At 63.4% G+C, this 17,097-nt stretch carries 16 protein-coding genes and 1 pseudogene; 16 read left to right on the plus strand and 1 reads right to left on the minus strand.

Annotated features, from left to right (window positions below):
* Positions 1-167: 167 nt before the first annotated feature.
* Both QJT78_RS06310 and corA read left to right on the plus strand, forming a co-directional pair.
* On the plus strand, positions 168-1,028 hold the full coding sequence (locus QJT78_RS06310; RefSeq protein ID WP_049807711.1) for a DUF4118 domain-containing protein: 861 nt from the start codon (positions 168-170) through the stop codon (positions 1,026-1,028).
* Between the two features lie 102 nt (positions 1,029-1,130).
* Positions 1,131-2,096: a magnesium/cobalt transporter CorA gene (gene corA, locus QJT78_RS06315; protein WP_038943735.1), complete on the plus strand. Its 966-nt coding sequence runs from the start codon at positions 1,131-1,133 to the stop codon at positions 2,094-2,096.
* A gap of 214 nt (positions 2,097-2,310) precedes the next feature.
* Here the strand turns inward: corA and QJT78_RS06320 are convergent, their stop codons facing one another.
* Complete coding sequence (locus QJT78_RS06320; protein ID WP_028147587.1) at positions 2,311-3,303, minus strand: helix-turn-helix domain-containing protein; 993 nt, start codon at positions 3,301-3,303, stop codon at positions 2,311-2,313.
* Between the two features lie 510 nt (positions 3,304-3,813).
* On the opposite strand from QJT78_RS06320, the gene QJT78_RS06325 reads away from it, so the two are divergent.
* The 14 genes and pseudogenes from QJT78_RS06325 to QJT78_RS06390 all read left to right on the plus strand — a co-directional run bounded on the left by QJT78_RS06325 (position 3,814) and on the right by QJT78_RS06390 (position 16,990).
* Complete coding sequence (locus QJT78_RS06325) at positions 3,814-4,803, plus strand: formylglycine-generating enzyme family protein (RefSeq protein WP_028147586.1); 990 nt, start codon at positions 3,814-3,816, stop codon at positions 4,801-4,803.
* A gap of 29 nt (positions 4,804-4,832) precedes the next feature.
* Positions 4,833-6,463, plus strand: a pseudogene (locus QJT78_RS06330) (arylsulfatase).
* 77 nt (positions 6,464-6,540) lie between these two features.
* Complete coding sequence (locus QJT78_RS06335) at positions 6,541-7,560, plus strand: AAA family ATPase (protein WP_049807709.1); 1,020 nt, start codon at positions 6,541-6,543, stop codon at positions 7,558-7,560.
* A 7-nt stretch (positions 7,561-7,567) separates the two neighbouring features.
* Positions 7,568-8,554: a DUF58 domain-containing protein gene (locus QJT78_RS06340; RefSeq protein WP_028147583.1), complete on the plus strand. Its 987-nt coding sequence runs from the start codon at positions 7,568-7,570 to the stop codon at positions 8,552-8,554.
* Complete coding sequence (locus tag QJT78_RS06345; RefSeq protein WP_063629831.1) at positions 8,547-9,038, plus strand: DUF4381 domain-containing protein; 492 nt, start codon at positions 8,547-8,549, stop codon at positions 9,036-9,038. The genes QJT78_RS06340 and QJT78_RS06345 overlap by 8 nt, the downstream gene beginning before the upstream one ends.
* Positions 9,031-10,029 carry a VWA domain-containing protein gene (locus tag QJT78_RS06350; protein ID WP_028147582.1) on the plus strand — a complete coding sequence of 333 codons (999 nt, stop codon included), beginning with the start codon at positions 9,031-9,033 and terminating at the stop codon, positions 10,027-10,029. Before QJT78_RS06345 ends, QJT78_RS06350 begins: the two co-directional genes overlap by 8 nt.
* Positions 10,022-11,545 (plus strand): VWA domain-containing protein, encoded by a 1,524-nt coding sequence (locus QJT78_RS06355; RefSeq protein ID WP_212480357.1) that lies wholly within the window; start codon positions 10,022-10,024, stop codon positions 11,543-11,545. Before QJT78_RS06350 ends, QJT78_RS06355 begins: the two co-directional genes overlap by 8 nt.
* Complete coding sequence (locus tag QJT78_RS06360) at positions 11,542-11,934, plus strand: BatD family protein (RefSeq protein WP_038943739.1); 393 nt, start codon at positions 11,542-11,544, stop codon at positions 11,932-11,934. The genes QJT78_RS06355 and QJT78_RS06360 overlap by 4 nt, the downstream gene beginning before the upstream one ends.
* Positions 11,931-12,710 carry a transporter gene (locus tag QJT78_RS06365; protein WP_244433270.1) on the plus strand — a complete coding sequence of 260 codons (780 nt, stop codon included), beginning with the start codon at positions 11,931-11,933 and terminating at the stop codon, positions 12,708-12,710. The genes QJT78_RS06360 and QJT78_RS06365 overlap by 4 nt, the downstream gene beginning before the upstream one ends.
* 22 nt (positions 12,711-12,732) lie before the next feature.
* On the plus strand, positions 12,733-13,056 hold the full coding sequence (locus tag QJT78_RS06370) for a hypothetical protein (protein ID WP_028147580.1): 324 nt from the start codon (positions 12,733-12,735) through the stop codon (positions 13,054-13,056).
* A 286-nt stretch (positions 13,057-13,342) separates the two neighbouring features.
* A complete protein-coding gene (locus QJT78_RS06375; protein WP_028147579.1) occupies positions 13,343-13,522 on the plus strand; it encodes a hypothetical protein in 180 nt (59 codons plus the stop codon).
* 137 nt (positions 13,523-13,659) lie between these two features.
* Positions 13,660-14,316 carry a protein-L-isoaspartate O-methyltransferase gene (locus QJT78_RS06380; protein WP_028147578.1) on the plus strand — a complete coding sequence of 219 codons (657 nt, stop codon included), beginning with the start codon at positions 13,660-13,662 and terminating at the stop codon, positions 14,314-14,316.
* A gap of 217 nt (positions 14,317-14,533) precedes the next feature.
* Positions 14,534-15,925 carry a TolC family outer membrane protein gene (locus tag QJT78_RS06385; RefSeq protein WP_028147577.1) on the plus strand — a complete coding sequence of 464 codons (1,392 nt, stop codon included), beginning with the start codon at positions 14,534-14,536 and terminating at the stop codon, positions 15,923-15,925.
* 306 nt (positions 15,926-16,231) lie between these two features.
* Positions 16,232-16,990, plus strand: coding sequence for a DUF2497 domain-containing protein (locus QJT78_RS06390; RefSeq protein WP_028147576.1), 759 nt, complete (start codon positions 16,232-16,234; stop codon positions 16,988-16,990).
* Positions 16,991-17,097: the final 107 nt, after the last annotated feature.

Raw genomic sequence — 17,097 nt, forward strand, 5'->3', positions numbered from 1 at the left:
GACAGTCTAGGCGGCGGCGCGCTTCGCGCGACGTTGAATCTGCCTTTCATGCGCACACATGTGGATGGAGTTGTTGTATGCTCGGTTAGCCATCAGCGCTGCGAGCGCACTCTGACGGGCTTGCTTTTCGGCCGACGCGTGTCGCCTGCCAGGCGGGAGTTCAAGTGGTGACGGATGTTGAATCGAAGCTGCCGCAGGACATCACGCCGGCGCCTGATGCCGAGCCCCTTCTGGGGCCGGTAGCATCCGAACTGGCGCGCTACCTTGCTTCAATCGCCATGACCGCCGCCGCGACGGTCATCGCTGTCGGTATTGACAGCAGCGTCACTATCCCCAACCTGTCGCTTATCTTCGTACTTCCAGTGATCATCGCAGGGGTGAGTCTCGGCCTCGGTCCGTCACTCTGTTCGGCGACACTAGGTGCTCTGGCATTCAATTTCTTCCTGACCGAGCCCCGCTACTCATTGGCGGTCGATGACCCCGCGAACATCTGGGCGATTGGGCTGCTGTTCGTCGTCGGGGTCATCGTGAGTGCAGTTGCCTTCACCTCCCAGCAGAGGGCGACCGAAGCGAGGCTGTCAAGAAGGCGCGCGACCTTGCTGCAAGGCTATTGCCGTGATGTCGTCGCGGCCGACAATACGAAGACGATCGTCTCGGTTACGTCCCGGGCACTGGCCACGCTCTTCCAGGTTCCCGTCATCGTGATGCTCGTTACGGAGGGCAGGGTGGTTTCCCTCGAGCAAGTCGGAGACGTGGAGCCGCAGGAGGCCGAGTTGGAGGCGGCACGATCGTCCCTGGCGACTGGAACTGTCATACGCAGTGGCATCTACCCCAATCTGGCCTCCCGCTTTGATTTCTGGCCCGTGGAGACGGACGAAGGCAGGAATGCCGTCGTTGGACTCGCATTCGACCCTGATGATCGCCCTTCGTCACCGGATGCGCAGATCGACGTCGTTGTGCGCATCTTAGCCTTGGTGCTTGACCGTCAACATGCGCGGGTCAAACGCGATGCCCGACCGTCAGATTGAATCCGAACCATCCCGCGCTCCAAGCCTGCAACAAAATGAAGGCAGGCGATCTAAGGTGACGGGGTGGTGCACACCGCTCGACAAGTTTGGAGGAAGCTCGTTGTGAGCGTCGTAGCAGCCCATTTGTATCGTCATGGCAAGAAGGCAAAAGCCGTTTCATTGGACGAGCCTATCGATTGCAAGGGCAAATCCGAGTTTGTCTGGATCGGGTTATTCGAGCCTCCGGAACGAGAGCTTGAACAGCTCGAGAAGAACTATGGGCTTCATCCTCTTGCGATTGAAGATGCGCTGAAAGCGAACCAATTGCCGAAGGTCGACGTTTATGGCGACCAGCTGTTTGTGATGACACGCACCGCCCATCTCGAGCATGACCGCATCGCCTATGGGGAAACCGCAATTTTCGTCGGGAAGAATTTCATCATCACGGTTCGGCATGGCTCGGCGCGCGCGCATAGCAATCTCCGCGCCCAGCTCGAAGCAGCCCCCAGCCTGCTGGGCTATGGCCCCGACTACGTTCTCCATGCCATCCTCGACTTTATCGTCGACGGCTATCTTCCGGTGGTCGAGACGATCGAGGAACGCGTTCTCAACATGGAGCAAAGCGCTCTCGACAGCTTTCTTAGCCGCGCGGACGTCAAACGGCTCTTCGGGCTTCGCCAAGAGCTGATCCGCTTCCAGCGAATTATCGGCCCGATGACGGAGGTCTGTGGCCGGCTCGTGCACCTCGAGACGCCGTGTCTTGACTCCAACGCTCGTCCTTATTTCCAGGACGTCCTGGACCATGTGCGGCGCGTCGAAGCGATGGTGAACTCCCTGCGAGATGTTCTGACGTCGGTTTTTGAGGTGAGCAATCTATTGGAGCAGCAGCGTCAGGGCGTGATCACGCGGCAGTTGGCCGCCTGGGCCGCCATACTGGCCGTGCCCACCGCGATCGCCGGAATCTACGGCATGAACTTCGAAAATATGCCCGAGCTGAAGACGCAATACGGCTATTTTGTCGTCGTGGGCGTTATCATCCTGCTTTGCACAGTGCTGTACCTGCGTTTCAAACGCGCCCGATGGCTCTGATTCTTTAGAGCGGCCGAGTATGTCGGGCGGGCGAGGGGGAGGCTTGTGGCTGCGGGGAGCCAAAATCCAGCAAACTCAAAGCTTTGCTTGCGTTGTAATTGCTTAACACACCCCGCGGCCGCCGCGTTGGGCCCGGTGCACGGCTGGGCAGTCGGCCGGCTGAGAGGGAATCGGTCGGACCATAGCTGTCCCCCGGCACAGCCGAACCAGGCGCCTATAATTCATGCTCAGAGGGTTGAACCCTCAGGCGAGGGACAGTTCGTCCTCCCAGGGTCTGCGACGGACGTTCCCCGAACATCGCATGGTAATACTGCGAGAACCGCCCGAGCTCGTAGAAGCCCTGCTGCATGGCGACAGCGGCCACGGTCGTCGAGCCGGGAACGCTCTCATGCAGAATGGAATGTACGGCGCACAGCCGCTTGTGCCTGAGGAAGCTGACCGGGCCCAAGCCGAACACCTCCTGGAACGCGCGATGGAGGGTGCGGCGCGACACCCCGAGAGCGGCGCAGATCTCCGAGACATGCACCGGGCGCGTGCCGGCCTCGTCGAGATACTCCTCGACCCGGCGGATCAGCCGCCTTGCCGAAGGCAGCCAGCCGGTGTCGTCGGGCGGTAGCGACGACATCACGTTGGCCGCCATGCATTCGACGATCGATCGCCTCCAGAAATCGGCGGTCGAGGGCGTCAGGCCGCTCCTGTAGGTGCGCAGATGTGACATGATCCGGACCAGACGATGGGCGGCGATCGCGCCGCTATTGGGGTCCGCCCGGAAATGGTCGCGCCTGCGCCAGGTGTCGGGATTGCTCAGCCTCGCTTCGCCGCCGAACAGCGATGCGACCTCGTTGATGTCGAAGCGCATGGCGGCGTAAGCGGATGCACCGTGAAAGATTCCGTCATGCTCGAGCAGCGGCGGAATCACGAGCACGTCGTTGAGACGCATGTCGAAGGACCAGTGGGTGACGCGCTCTTCGGCCGCGAGCAGCATCCCGATGATCAGCTTGTCGTCGCTGGAGACACGCTGCGTACGCATGCCGACGCTGAAGGTGCCGATGCTGAGCGAGAAATCGCCGATGCCGACATGGGACAGCGATCCGCGCAATCGCCCGCGCCCGAGCTGCATGACATCGACGTGCGAGCCGTGAACGGCCTGGTGAAGACCTTCGAAACCGTCGAGCTTACGCGAATCAACCAGAAGGAATTGGCCCATGGCTGCACCCTGTTACTCAAGCGCGACAATTCTGCGGCAGGCGGCGGCCGAATACCACCACAACGCGAAGTGGGTACGACAAGCCGAGTTCGCGCTTTGAGGTAAATTATCACCGATTTTAACGCGAGCTGTGCACCACATGACGCTGTGAATTGAGGAATTTGCGACATGTGTCGTTAAGCCTCACCGATCGGCGCGACGTCTTGGCACAAACTGCACATCACGGGCATCCAATCTTCGGATACCATTTGCAACCTAGGCGATACCGGCGACGATCGCTCTGCGAACCGCGGGGTGGGGCAGGCGGTATAGTGTTGCCGCGCACTCGAAGAATGTTCGCAAAAGAGGGAGAGATGCTGACGCAAGTCTACGACACCCATCTCGCACCCTCGGCGCCAAGAAGAGGGGACCAGACAATGCGTCCAGAATGCCGGGCAATCTACTCCCGTCGACGCCTGCTGAAGTCCGCGCCATAGTATCGGGTGGAATACTCGTATCGGAGTTTCCACGATGCTGCGGGCGGATACGGATCACTGCGAGTGGTTGCCGGACGACGTGAAGACCGGCGAGATGGTCTTCATTCCCGGCGGGACCTTCCGTATGGGATCCGACCATCATTATCCCGAGGAGGCGCCGAGCCACCGCGTCTCCGTCGACGGTTTCTGGATCGACCGCACCCCCGTCACCAACCGGCAGTTCAAACAATTCGTCAACGCGACCCGCCACGTCACCGAGGCGCAGATCGTTCCCGACCCCAAGGACTATCCCGGCGCGCTGAAGGAGATGCTCTACGCCGGCTCGCTGGTGTTCGAGCCGCTGCCGCGCATCACCGATCTCACCGACTGGAGCCAATGGTGGTCCTTCATGCGCGGCGCCAACTGGCGTCATCCTTACGGCCCCGGCAGCAACATCAAGGGCCTCGACGACCATCCGGTCGTGCATGTCTCCCATAGCGATGCGGCCGCCTATGCCCGCTGGGCCGGCAAGGAGCTGCCGACGGAAGCGGAATGGGAGTTCGCCGCGCGCGGCGGCCTCGACGGCGAGGAGTTCGCCTGGGGGGATGCGCTGATGCCGGGCGGCAAGCACATGGCCAACATCTGGCAGGGCAAATTCCCCGTCCAGAATCTCGGCGAGGATGGGTTCGAGCGTACCTCGCCGGTCATGGCTTTCCCGCCGAACGGCTACGGCCTCCACGACATGATCGGCAATGTCTGGGAGTGGACCTCGGACTGGTGGTCGTCAAAGCATGCCGCCGACGCCGCGAAGCCCTGCTGCATTCCCAGAAATCCCCGCGGCGGCCGCGAGGAGGCGAGCTTTGATCCATGTCAACCCGACATCCGCATCCCGCGCAAAGTCTTGAAGGGCGGCTCGCATCTCTGCGCGCCGAACTATTGCCGCCGCTATCGCCCCGCGGCGCGCCACGCTGAGCCGGTCGATACCTCGACCAGCCATGTCGGATTTCGGTGCGTGGTGAGGTCGCCCGAGTCTCCACTATCATAAAGGGCCGTCGGCCACATAGGGAATGTCACATGAGCCACGACGTCAAAGACAAGGCCGACGCTAAAGCAAATCCGATCGACAGCGGCCGGAGACCGCTGCTTCGTGGTCTGTTCGCAGCGGCCCTAATCGCGACGAGCCTGTCCCCCCTTGTCAGATCGCCCGCAGTTGCTCAGCAGCCCAGTACGGCAAAGCCCAACATCCTCGTCATCTTTGGTGACGACATCGGCCAGTCGAACATCAGCGCCTATACGCGCGGGGTCGTGGGCTACAAGACGCCGAACATTGATCGTATTGCTAATGAAGGGATGATGTTCACGGACTACTATGCGGAGAACAGCTGCACGGCCGGCCGCTCCACGTTCATCACCGGACAGGTCTGCTTGCGCGCTGGCCTTTGCAAGGTCGGTATCCCCGGCGCGCCGGTTGGCTTGCAGGATCGCGACGTGACCATCGCACAGGCGCTCAAGCCGCTCGGCTACGCGACCGGCCAGTTCGGCAAGAACCATCTCGGCGATCGGGACGAGTATCTCCCCACCAAACACGGCTTTGATGAGTTCTTCGGCAACCTCTACCACCTCAATGCCGAGGAGGAGCCGGAGCGCCCGTATTATCCCAAGAACGATACGACGTTCACCAAGAGCAACAGCCCGCGCGGCGTGCTCAAAGCATCCGCCGACGGAAAAATCGAGGACACCGGCCCGCTCAATAGAAAGCGGATGGAGACGGTCGACGACGAGACGACGGCGGCCGCGATTGACTTCATGCAGCGGCAGGCGAGGGCGAATAAGCCGTTCTTCACCTGGATGAACACGACTCGCATGCACGCCTTTACTCATGTGCGCGCGTCCATGCAGGGACAGAGCGGCATGCCTGGTAACGATTATGCGGACGGCATGATCGAGCATGACGGGGATGTCGGCAAGCTCTTGAAGACGCTCGACGAGCTAGGCATCGCCAACAATACGATTGTCGTTTACACCACCGACAACGGCCCGAACCAATGGTCTTGGCCGGATGCCGCAACGACGCCGTTCCGCAGCGAAAAAGACACCAATTGGGAAGGCGCATTCCGGCCATGGTTCGTTGGCCCGGCCGCATCAAGGCCGGCGACGTCTCCAACGAGATGATCTCAGGCCTTGATTGGTTCCCGACCCTGCTGGCTGCAGCCGGCGATACCGACATCAAGGACCGGCTGCTCAAGGGAACGAGCCTCAATGGCAAGTCCGCCAAGGTGCATCTCGATGGGTACAACCAATTGCCGCTACTGACGGGCCAGGGAAAATCGGCTCGAAACGATTTCTACTATCTCAATGATGATGGCGAAGTCTTTGCCTATCGCTACGGCGACTTCAAGATCGTGTTCTGCGAGCAGCGCAAGCCCGGCGGATTCGAAGTCTGGGCCAATCCGTTCACCTGTCTGCGGGCGCCGAAGGTCTTCAACCTGCGGATGGACCCGCTCGAGCGGGCCGACGTCGTCTCCGACCAGTATTACGACTGGCTCGCCAAGAATGCTTATCTGATCCAGTACGGTACCTGGCGGGTGGCGCCGTTTCTGCAGACCTTCAAGGAATATCCGCCGAGCCAGCGCTCCGCGAGCTTCAGCATCGACCAGATGGTCGAGGGGCTGATGAAAACGCTCGACAAGACGGCACCGAAATAGCGCGACAAGCACATGAGCCCCGCCGCCGAGCCAGGCGGCTGGGGCTCGTTCTCATCGACAGCAACGCCGATCTTCGCATGAATCAGTTGAGAGCTGTGACAGAGCCAAAATCCTCCAAGAGCTCGCCCGCCCGCGACGCCGTGTTGGAGCTGAAGTCACGGATCGGAAAGTCCGTACTGGGGCAGGATCATCTGGTCGAGAGCATGCTGATTGGCCTCCTGGCCAACGGTAATCTGCTCATCGAGAGTCTCCCGGGTCTGGCCAAGACCCGCGCGGTCAAGACGCTGGCGAAGAACCTCGCCGCCGATCTGTCGCGCGTGCAGTTCACGCCCGACCTCCTGCCGTCGGACGTGACTGGCGCCGAGATCTACGTCCAGACCGACAAGGGCGGCCAGTTTCAGTTCCAGAAGGGACCGATCTTCGCCAACCTCGTGCTGGCTGACGAGATCAACCGTGCTCCGGCGAAGGTGCAGTCCGCGCTGCTCGAGGCCATGGAGGAACGCCAGGTCACGGTTGCAGGCAAGACTTACAAGATGCCGGACCTCTTCATGGTGCTCGCGACCGAAAACCCGATCGAGCAGGAAGGCACTTATGCGCTTCCCGAAGCGCAGCTCGACCGCTTCCTGATGCATGTCGTCATCACTTACCCCGACGAGGCATCCGAGGGCGAGATCATCCGGCTCAATCGCGCCGAGAACGCGCAAGCACCGAAGGACCACACCTCGGAGCCGCCGCCGATCCCGCAACACACGATCCTGGACGCACGTGGTGAGATCGACGGCATCTTCGTCTCGGACCTCGTTCAGAAGTACATGGTCGACGTGATCTACGCGACGCGCTTTCCCGGGCGCTATGGCGAACCGCTGAGCAAATGGATACAGGTCGGCGCCAGCTCGCGCGGCAGCCTGGCGCTCGATCGTTGCGCGCGGACTCGCGCCTGGCTCGATGAATACGATTTCGTGACGCCCGACCACGTGCGCGCGGTGATCCACGACTGCCTGCGCCACCGGATCATCCTCAGCTACGAGGCAGTGTCGCAGGGCGTTACGCCCGATCAGGTGATCGACAAGATTACCGAGCTGGTTGCAGCAGCCTGAGGCCGTGATGACCGAGACATCAGCCAATACGACAGGTGTCTATGTCGGTCTCCACGATCTGATCGCGCTCGAACATCGCGGACGCAAGGTTTCGTTCCTGCCGCGCCAGCCCGTGCATAGCCTTTTGTCCGGCCGCTTCGCCTCCCGCATGCGGGGCCGTGGCTTGAACTTCGAGGAGATCAGGGATTATCGTCCCGGCGACGACGTCCGCTCGATCGACTGGAAGGTGACGGCGCGCCTGCGCAAGCCCCATATCCGGGTGTTCAACGAGGAGCGCGACCGGCAGACGATCCTGGTGGTGGATCAGCGCCTGTCGATGTTCTTCGGCAGCCGGCATGCGATGAAATCGGTGACGGCGGCCGAGGCCGCAGCGATCGGGGCGTGGCGGGTGCTAGGCGTCGGCGATCGCATCGGCGCCGTCGTGTTCAACGATCGAGACTGCATCGAGGTGAGGGCGCGTCGTAGCCGGGCGACCGTGCTCCAGATCCTCGCGGCCGTCGTCACGCAGAACCAAGCGCTCGGCGTCGGGCGCGGTCTGGTGTCCGCGCCGACGATGCTCAACACAGCGCTCGATCATGCAAGGCGTCGGGCACCGCACGACGCCGCTGTGATCATCATCAGCGATTTTGACGGTGCGGACGCTGCCACGCGCGATATGGTGGCCGCGCTGGCGCGGCACAATGACGTGATTGCCGCGATGGTCCATGATCCCCTGCAAAGCGATCTGCCACCGTCGGCCAGCATGACCGTGACCGATGGCGAGTTGCAGATCCGGCTCGATGTCGGCCGCGACAGCGTCCGCAAGAGCGTATCGCAGCTCACTCGGGACCGCCTGAAGGGCATCTTCGATTGGACCCACGAGTTCGGAATTCCTGTCCTGCCGTTGAGCGCGGCGGAGGACACCGCTGCGCAGCTTCGGCGTCTTCTTGGTGGTTTGCCGGCCGGTCGTGGCCGCGCGGCCCCGCATAACCAGACGGAGGCGGCCCTTGGCTGAGGCTACGTCCGTGACTGCCGACCCGGTAGCCGGCCTGATCGACTTCCCGCTGCCGCGCGAGGTCAGCCTCTGGCCACAGACCTGGGAGGCGAGGCTTGCGATCGCCCTGCTGCTCGTGGCCATCTGCGCTACCGTGTGGCGCGTGGCGCATCTGCGCCGTGTCAACCGCTATCGCCGCGAAGCGCTCGCGGAGCTTGATAGCATCGAGCATGCGCGCAATTCGGTGCCGTCGGAGCTGTTGTCGAAGCTGACCGTGCTGGTGCGGCGCACGGCGCTCGCGGCCTTTCCGCGCGAACGAGTGGCGCCACTGGTCGGGCCGGCATGGCTGGCCTTCCTCGATCGCAGCTATGGAGGCGAGGAGTTTTCTCACGGGGTGGGCCGCCTGCTCGCGAGCGGGCCTTATCAGCGAATTCCGCCTGATGGCGCCGAGCTGCAATCTCTGGTCCGTCTCGTGCGCCGATGGATCAGGGGGCATCATGCTTGAATTCGCCTGGCCATGGCTGCTTCTGCTGTTGCCGCTGCCAGTCCTGGCGTGGTGGCTGCTGCCGCCATACCGGGCGCGGCAGGCCTCGATCCAGGTGCCCTTCTTCGACAGGCTGGCGGCGGCGACCGGGCAGACACCGCAGCGCGGCGCGGTCGTCCTCGAACGCCGCGCCGTCCAGATGGTCGCGGCGGTGGCCATCTGGACGCTGCTGGTTGTGGCGCTGGCCCGGCCGCAATGGGTCGGCGACGCGGTGACGCGCGAGGTCTCCGCGCGCGACCTGATCCTGGCGATCGACATCTCGGGATCGATGGACCAGCGCGATTTCAAGGCGCCGGACGGCTCGACGCTCACCCGTCTCGACGGCGTCAAGCGCGTGATCAGAGACTTCATCGCCCGCCGCAAGGGCGACCGTGTCGCCCTGATCCTGTTCGGCACCAGGGCCTATGTGCAGGTGCCATTCACGCAAGACCTCCAGACGGCGCAGCAATTGCTCGATCAGGCAGGGGTCGGCATGGCCGGCCAGCAGACGGCGATCGGCGACACAATCGGGCTCGCCATCAAGACATTTGCAGCCAGCACGGCGAAACAGAAGCTCCTGATCCTCCTGACCGACGGCAACGATACGGCGAGCCGGGTGCCGCCCGAGCACGCCGCCGACATCGCTCGTCAGAACGATGTCACGGTCTACACCATCGGAGTCGGTGATCCCGCAGCCTCGGGCGAGAACCGTGTCGACCTCGCCGTCTTGCAGCACGTCGCAGACACCACCGGAGGGCACTTTTTCCGCGCCGAGGATGGCGCGCAGTTGCAGGCGATCTATGCCGATATCGATCGCCTCGCGCCGACCAAGCTTCAGACCTTGTCATGGCGGCCGAAGCTGCCGCTGTTTCAATGGCCGTTCGGCCTGGCCATCGCGATCGGTCTGCTCTTGTGGCTTTGGCTCCTGCTCGGCAGCGAGTGGCGCCGGATGCGGAGCGTCAGCCATGCGTGACGCAGCCACCATGTCCTTCCATCTGTTGCGCCCGCTTTGGCTGCTCGCGCTGATCCCGCTCGCTGTCGTGTTTGCGGTGCTGCTTCGCCGGCAGGATGTCCGCGCACAATGGGGTGGCGTGATCGCGCCGCATCTGCTGACGCATCTCATCGTGCGGCCGGGACAGGGACGCCACGTCAACCCGGTCTATCTCGTAGCAGCCGGCATGATGCTCGGCATCATCGGCCTGTCCGGTCCGACCTGGCGCCGGGAGCTTCCGCCCTTCGTCGAGGACAAGGCACCGTTGATGATTGCGCTCGCAGTCGGATCGTCGATGAATGAGACCGATGTGGCGCCCTCGCGCCTCGAACGCGCCAAGCAGAAGATCCGGGACCTGCTTGCGGCCCGCGCGGGCGCCAGGACCGGGCTCGTGGCCTTTGCGGGAACCGCGCATCTGGTGATGCCGCCGACCGACGACCGCTCCGTGATCGAGCCATTTCTGGCCGCGCTTGGGCCGGGGTTGATGCCGGCGGACGGCAAGAACGTTGCGGGTGCCGTCGCGCTGGCGGCCGACGCGCTGGCGGCCGAACCGGTCCCCGGAACGGTCCTGCTGGTCGCGGACGATCTCGGGACGGCGGATGCGGCCACGGTCCGGCAGGCGGCCGGCCGCAATGGTCTCGTTATATTCGCGGTCAGCCCGGACACATCGGCGCTGCCGGCCGGCGCGGACGTCATCCGGGTCAGTATCGACGGCTCGGACATCGTACGACTGGAGCGCCGGATCGAGACGCGTTTCCAGGCCGCCCAGGGGGATGCGTTCGGCACGCAATGGCGAGATGAGGGCTATTGGCTGCTGCCGCCGCTGGCGCTGTTGAGTCTGCTCTGGTTCCGGCGCGGTACGACGGTGACGTGGGTCCTGGCTCTCTTCATCGTGACGCACGCCAGCGCCTCGAGAGCCGAGGAGGCATCGCGCTTTACCAATCTTTGGCTGACGCCGGATCAGCAGGGACGGCTTGCATTTGACCGTGGCCACTATGCCGCTGCGAAAACAACATTCGCAGATCCGATGTGGCGCGGAATCTCGGCTTACCGTGCGTACGATTTTCTTGCCGCTGCCGAGGAATTCTCGCGCGTTGACACGCTGGAGGGAAAATTCGCGCTGGGCAACGCGCAGGCGCAGAACCACGCTTATGAGAAAGCGCTCAAGACCTATGACGAGGTGCTCAAGGCGCAGCCGAGCAACGCCGCCGCGAAGACGAACCGCGCCATCGTTCAGGCCGCCGTGGATGCGCGTGAAGCCAAGCGCCGCAAGCAGGAGCAGGATGACCCTGCACCGCCGGATGAGAAGGCCGACGAGATGCGCGTCGATCCCAATCAGAAAGGCGGAAAGAAGATCACGATCACACCGCAGGACGTCACAACTGCCGGCGCCGCCGAAGCCTGGATGCGTCAGGTCCAGACCTCACCTGCGGATTTCCTCAAACTCAAATTCGCGATCCAGGCGGCCGCTCCAGCCCAGGGGAGGGCGTCGCAGTGAGAGTTTGGATCGGCTTCATCGCCCTGCTGCTCGGCGGCACACTCCCGCCGCAGGCTGTGCATGCGCAGCAATCAGTGGCGCTCCAGCCGATCGTGCACGTGACGATCGACCCGCCGCGGGTCGTGATCGGCCAGAAAACCACGTTGAGTGTCCTGGTCCTGGCACCGAACTACATGACGTCGCCGCCCGAACTGCCGGATTTTCAGGTGCGCAACGCGGTGACGCGGCAATTGCAGAGCGTCAACACCAGCGAGCAGCGCGATGGCGTGGCTTATGCCGGTGTACGGTTCGAATACGCGATCTCGCCACAGGAGCCGGGCTCCTACGCCATCGCCGACCAGAGCGTCAGGATCAAATATGCGGTCGAGCCGCCGGCCCCGGCTCGGTGACCGCCGGCCTCAACGCACATGCCGACGCGCTCGTCATGGGCATCACCTACACCTCGCCGATGCCGGTGCTGGGCGGCCAAGCCGGCTTCACCGTGCTCACCGCACCCGGCAACATTGGCGCCGGCATCGATGCGACGCTGACCGGTCCGCGCGGCAATACGATCTCGGGCAGCGCCACCGACAACCGCACGACGCTGACCGACGTGTTCTACCAGGGCACGCTGAAATGGAATCAGGGCGTCCACAACGAGCTGGTCTACATCACCGGCAACATCCCGAGCGGCACCTATGATTCCAGCCGGCTCGCCAATCTGAGTTTTGGCTTCCCCGCGATCGACGTCGGTGCCGGCTACACCTATCTCGATCTGAAGACCGGACACGAATTCTCGATCGTCGGCGGCCTCACCTATAGTTTCATGAACGGGGCCCTCCAGTATCAGAACGGCATGGATTTTCATGTCGACTGGGCTGCCTCGCAGTTCGTCAGCAAGAACGTTCACATCGGCATCGCCGGCTATTTCTTCCAGCAGATCACCGACGATAGCGGTCCCGGCGCCAAGCTCGGTGGCTTCCGCGGCCAGGCGGTCGGCATCGGTCCGCAGATCGGCTTCATGATCCCGATGTCCGACGGCTACCAGGGCTATCTCAATGTCCGAGGCTACAAGGACCTTGAGACCGAGAACCGGCCGAACAGCTGGTCGACCTGGGTTACTTTCTCGGTCTCGCCGGCAGCGCCCGCGCCGGCGGCGGCGAAGTCCATCGTTCGAAAGTACTGATGGAGGCGTTCAGGCAGCTCCGATGACCGGAGAGAAAACCAGCAAACGCGTATTTCGCAACTATCTGGCGCTCGGCCGCGGCCGGGGCTTTCTCATCAACGACATTGAGGTCGCGACCGCTCAGCTCTGGGGCCGGCCGACGCTCGGTCGCGCCGACATCGCGGAAGCCTTCAAGGCCCGGAAGCTCTATTCCTCGCGCGAATGGAAGCGGCTCTATTCCGACGGGACCGTCGTGAAATGGCTCCAGCAGGTCAGCGACTTCTTCATGACGGATGCCGGCGTCGCCGCACCCGTGCGGGCCGCAGACTATTTCGACACGCAGCTCTACCTTGCAACCGTCGTCTGAACCCGCAGGGTGGGACACGGTCGCACGGACGCTCCATTCCGGGCGGCGGTGGGCTTGCGGAGCGCACATGAAATTTCAACGTATTTTCAATGTTCTGTGCCCGCATTCTAATGTCACTACCGCACCACTTCAGGCGACGTTTCAACAGTGATCCGCGCAAATCCCGCCCAGAATCGCACTCAAGCAGTTGTGTGCGTGCGGGCGCGGTCGCGTCATGAGGGCGACGCCAATTCGACCCAATTTAAATCGAGATTGCGAGTGCCGGATTTTTACGGAGCTGATTCCCATGCAAGACGTCCTGGTCGACCGTTCCGAAATGGCCCCCTCGATTCTGCCAGCGGACGTTCCCGAACTCAGCGATGATGAATGCCTGGCCTACCTCGCGCGCGCCGTCGAGGCGCACGATTCGGCGCGGCTCGACGAAGTCGCCGCGTTGATCGGCCGCCTCGCGGTCACGATCGAATAGCTGACCGACCAGCTCGACGCCGTGGGTTGGCATCCTGGTCCGCCGGGGCCAACGGACGTGTTGCGTTTTCGCGGAGCCTGTTCCAAAGATGCCGCCAAATTTCGTCCGCGGCATCGTCCGCATTGCAGGGTCCGCAAATGTCCGGTTTCTCGACCGCGCGCCTAAAAATGGTCGATGGCCAGGTGCGCACCAATGACGTCACCGATCGCCGTATTCTCGACGCGATGCTCACGGTTCCGCGCGAGGCGTTCGTGCCGGTTGCCAGGCAGGCATTGGCCTATCTCGACCTCGATCTCGACGTGAGCGAAGGTGGGGCCAAGCGGTTCCTGATCAAGCCGCAACTGACCGGCAAGCTGCTCCAGGCCGCCGAAATCAGCGAGGGTGACAACGTGCTGGTGGTCGGCTGCGCCACCGGCTACCTCGCCGCGCTGACGGCCAGGCTCGCCCGTCAAGTCACCGCGACGGAATGTGATTCGGCCCTGGCCGCGAAGGCCAAGGATGCTTGCGCCAGCCTCTCCAACGTCACGTGCAAGGCTGCAGCCTGCCCCGAAGGGGATCCCTCTGCCGCTCCCTATGACGTCATTATCCTCAACGGCGCCTTCGAGGTGACGCCAGAAGCGCTGCTCGGGCAGCTCAAGGAGGGCGGGCGCCTCGTGGGGGTGTCGGCCCAGTCCACGCCCCCCCGGGCCGTGATCGTGACCCATACCCACGGTGAATTCGGCCATCGGGCGCTGTTCGATGCCGCAGCTCCGGTCCTTCCCGGGTTGGAACGGGCCGCCGCTTTCGTCTTCTGAAGGTCCGATTGAGGGCTTTGGCCCGTTAAAATCCCGTTCTGAATCAGAAGTGTGGCCCGGATGCTGCACGTGAAGAGTTTCCACCGGGAACTACCTTCAGGTGGTTCCGTTGCGCCAATTGGCAGCCTATGTTGCTGAGGGGCAACGACTCCACTCGGTAGACGGTATCCTAGCTCGCGGGCACGAGCGGGGCGTTAGAATGAACGGAATTTAAGGGATGCATGGGGTGAAGCTCTTCACCGGAGCTGCGGTTTCGGTCCTGCTGCTGGCGCTTGCCGGGCCGACGCCTGCCTTGGCGGACACGATCGATGCCGCCTTGGTGCGGGCCTATCAGAACAATCCGCAGCTCAACGCACAGCGCGCCCAGGTGCGCTCGACCGACGAGAACGTGCCTCAGGCGTTGTCGGGATATCGCCCCAGGGTCGCGCTGACGGCGAACGGCGGCTATCAATATCAGGATACGCTGAGTTCGCCGGCGCCGGGCAACTCACCAATCAACGGGCCCAGCGTGCCGCGCAGCGTGGGTGTGACCGTCACGCAGACGCTCTATAACGGCAACATCACCGGCAACAGGACGCGCGCCGCCGAGAGCCAGGTTTCCGGCTCCCGCGAAGCGCTGCGCAGCCTGGATCAGAGCGTGCTGCTCCAGGGCGCCTCGATCTACATGGACTATCTGCGCGATGCGGCTACGCTCGAAGTCCAGCGCAGCAACGTGCGCGTGCTCGAGCAGACGCTGAAGCAGACGCGTGACCGCTTCAACGTCGGCGAAGTGACGCGCACCGACGTTGCACAATCGGAAGCGCAGCTGGCGGCCGGCAAGACGCAGGCCCTCACGGCCGAAGCAAATCTCACCACGACGCGCGCGAACTTCCGCCGCATCATCGGCAACGAGCCGACGAACCTCGCGCCTGGCTCGCCGGTGGATCGTTTCCTGCCCGCAAGCCTCGCCGGGGCAGTCGAGCTCGGCCTGATCGAAAATCCCAACGTCACGGCCGCGATGTTCGGCATCGACGTCAATTTTCTGCAGGTCAAGGTCGCCGAAGGCGCGCTGCTGCCGACGATCGCGTTGCAGGTGGGGGCCACGCAGGGGAACGAACAGTCCTTGATTCAATACAGGTCGTTCAACGCGTCCGCCATCGCGCAGGCGAATTGGCAGCTCTACGATGGCGGCAATTCATATTCGCTGATCCGTCAGTCCAAGGAAAATCTGGCGCAGCAGCGTCTCAACCTCGAAACGACCCGCGATCAGACCCGCGCGACGGTCGTGCAGTGGTGGGGTTCGCTACAGGCCGGCAAAGCCCAGGTGCAGTCCGCGCAGGCGCAGGTCACGGCGTCCGAGATCGCGCTGAACGGCGTGCGCGAAGAAGCCAAGGCTGGCCAGCGTACCACCCTCGACGTGCTCAACGCGCAGCAGGCGCTGGTCAACGCGCGCGTCGCGCTGGTCACCGCCCAGCACGACCGCGTGGTCGCGTCCTATCAGGTTCTGGCCGCCATCGGCCGTCTGTCGCCGCAGGTCCTCGGCCTTGCGACCACGGTTTATGATCCGAGCGTTCACTACCATCAGGTCCGCGACAGCTGGGCCGGCGTGCGCACGCCTGACGGACGCTAAGGTCCGTAGTCATCCGGTCGGCCTCGCAAACAGCCGGGGCCGACTGGTGCTTTGCTTGCAATCATCAAAATCCCTGACATAGCCTTGCCAAGAAGATGCGGGTCGATTCGCCCGGCACCTGATGTCGTGTGCGTAAAGGCTTGAGTGCCGAGGGCAGGGGCGCACCTCCGCACGTTGAGCCGTGAACTGGGGACAAGTCGGGCTGCCGCGACGAAAATGTCGGGGCGTCCGTTGCGGAACCGGCCAATCCTGTCGTGCTTGGTGTAAAACAACGCATGCGAGGGCGTTGATGATGTGGAGTCGGAGATGACGCAGCCTGCAAAGGTCACAGAACCCTCGATGGAGGAGATTCTGGCCTCGATCCGGCGCATCATTGCCGACGATGAGGCCAAGCCGCCGCCGGCCGAAGCTGCCAAGCCCACGCCCGCTGCAGCTGCGCCGAAGCCGCCAGCCATGAACGACATTCCGCCATCCAAGGTCGCTCCCGCAAAACTTGCTGCCGAGAAGCCAGCGCCGCCGGTGGCTGTGAAGCCGGCTCCAGCGCCGCCGCCGCCCGCACCTGCGGCGGATGCATCCAATAACCAGGACGATATTGATGCTCTGCTGGCGGGGCTGGACGCGGCTACGCCTGCGCCCGAGGTCCGTGCGCCTGAGCCAGAGCCCGAACCTGAACCCGACGTGCTCGAATTGACCGACGAGATGGCGCTGGATCCAGAGCCGACGCCACCGCCGCCGAGCTTCCGCAAGGTCGAGCCGCGCGACGATCTGGAATTCGCCGAATCGCCGCTGCTGCGCTCGACACCGTCCTATCCGCCGGTGGACTACGATGCGCCGCCGCTGCCGCCTCAACAGCCGATCCTGGCGCAATCGACGGTCTCGGCGGTCGAATCCGCCTTCAATTCCCTGGCCCACACGGTGCTCAGCAGCAATGCGCGGACGCTGGAAGATCTGGTCAAGGAGATGCTGCGTCCGATGCTGAAATCCTGGCTCGACGACAACCTGCCGGGCCTCGTTGAACGCATCGTGAAGGCCGAAATCGAGCGGGTCTCGCGCGGCGGCAGGTGAGGGCGGCTCCCGAGCCCTCATAAAGCCCCGCTTATGCGCCTGTTTGGCCTGCCGACCGGCCGGAAAGCCGTCTTGCCGCCGGGCTTTCCGTTGATCCTCTCCCGGAC

Source organism: Bradyrhizobium sp. Mp27, assembly GCF_029953005.1.
Taxonomy (GTDB): Bacteria; Pseudomonadota; Alphaproteobacteria; order Rhizobiales; family Xanthobacteraceae; genus Bradyrhizobium; species Bradyrhizobium barranii.

Bases quoted from the DNA above. Each gene is read 5' to 3' on its own strand.
- QJT78_RS06320 (WP_028147587.1), bottom strand. From the start codon at position 3,303: ATGGGCCAATTCCTTCTGGTTGATTCGCGTAAGCTCGACGGTTTCGAA.
- QJT78_RS06325 (WP_028147586.1), top strand. From the start codon at position 3,814: ATGCTGCGGGCGGATACGGATCACTGCGAGTGGTTGCCGGACGACGTG.
- QJT78_RS06335 (WP_049807709.1), top strand. From the start codon at position 6,541: ATGAATCAGTTGAGAGCTGTGACAGAGCCAAAATCCTCCAAGAGCTCG.
- QJT78_RS06340 (WP_028147583.1), top strand. From the start codon at position 7,568: ATGACCGAGACATCAGCCAATACGACAGGTGTCTATGTCGGTCTCCAC.
- QJT78_RS06350 (WP_028147582.1), top strand. From the start codon at position 9,031: ATGCTTGAATTCGCCTGGCCATGGCTGCTTCTGCTGTTGCCGCTGCCA.
- QJT78_RS06355 (WP_212480357.1), top strand. From the start codon at position 10,022: ATGCGTGACGCAGCCACCATGTCCTTCCATCTGTTGCGCCCGCTTTGG.
- QJT78_RS06370 (WP_028147580.1), top strand. From the start codon at position 12,733: ATGACCGGAGAGAAAACCAGCAAACGCGTATTTCGCAACTATCTGGCG.
- QJT78_RS06375 (WP_028147579.1), top strand. From the start codon at position 13,343: ATGCAAGACGTCCTGGTCGACCGTTCCGAAATGGCCCCCTCGATTCTG.
- QJT78_RS06380 (WP_028147578.1), top strand. From the start codon at position 13,660: ATGTCCGGTTTCTCGACCGCGCGCCTAAAAATGGTCGATGGCCAGGTG.
- QJT78_RS06385 (WP_028147577.1), top strand. From the start codon at position 14,534: ATGCATGGGGTGAAGCTCTTCACCGGAGCTGCGGTTTCGGTCCTGCTG.
- QJT78_RS06390 (WP_028147576.1), top strand. From the start codon at position 16,232: ATGACGCAGCCTGCAAAGGTCACAGAACCCTCGATGGAGGAGATTCTG.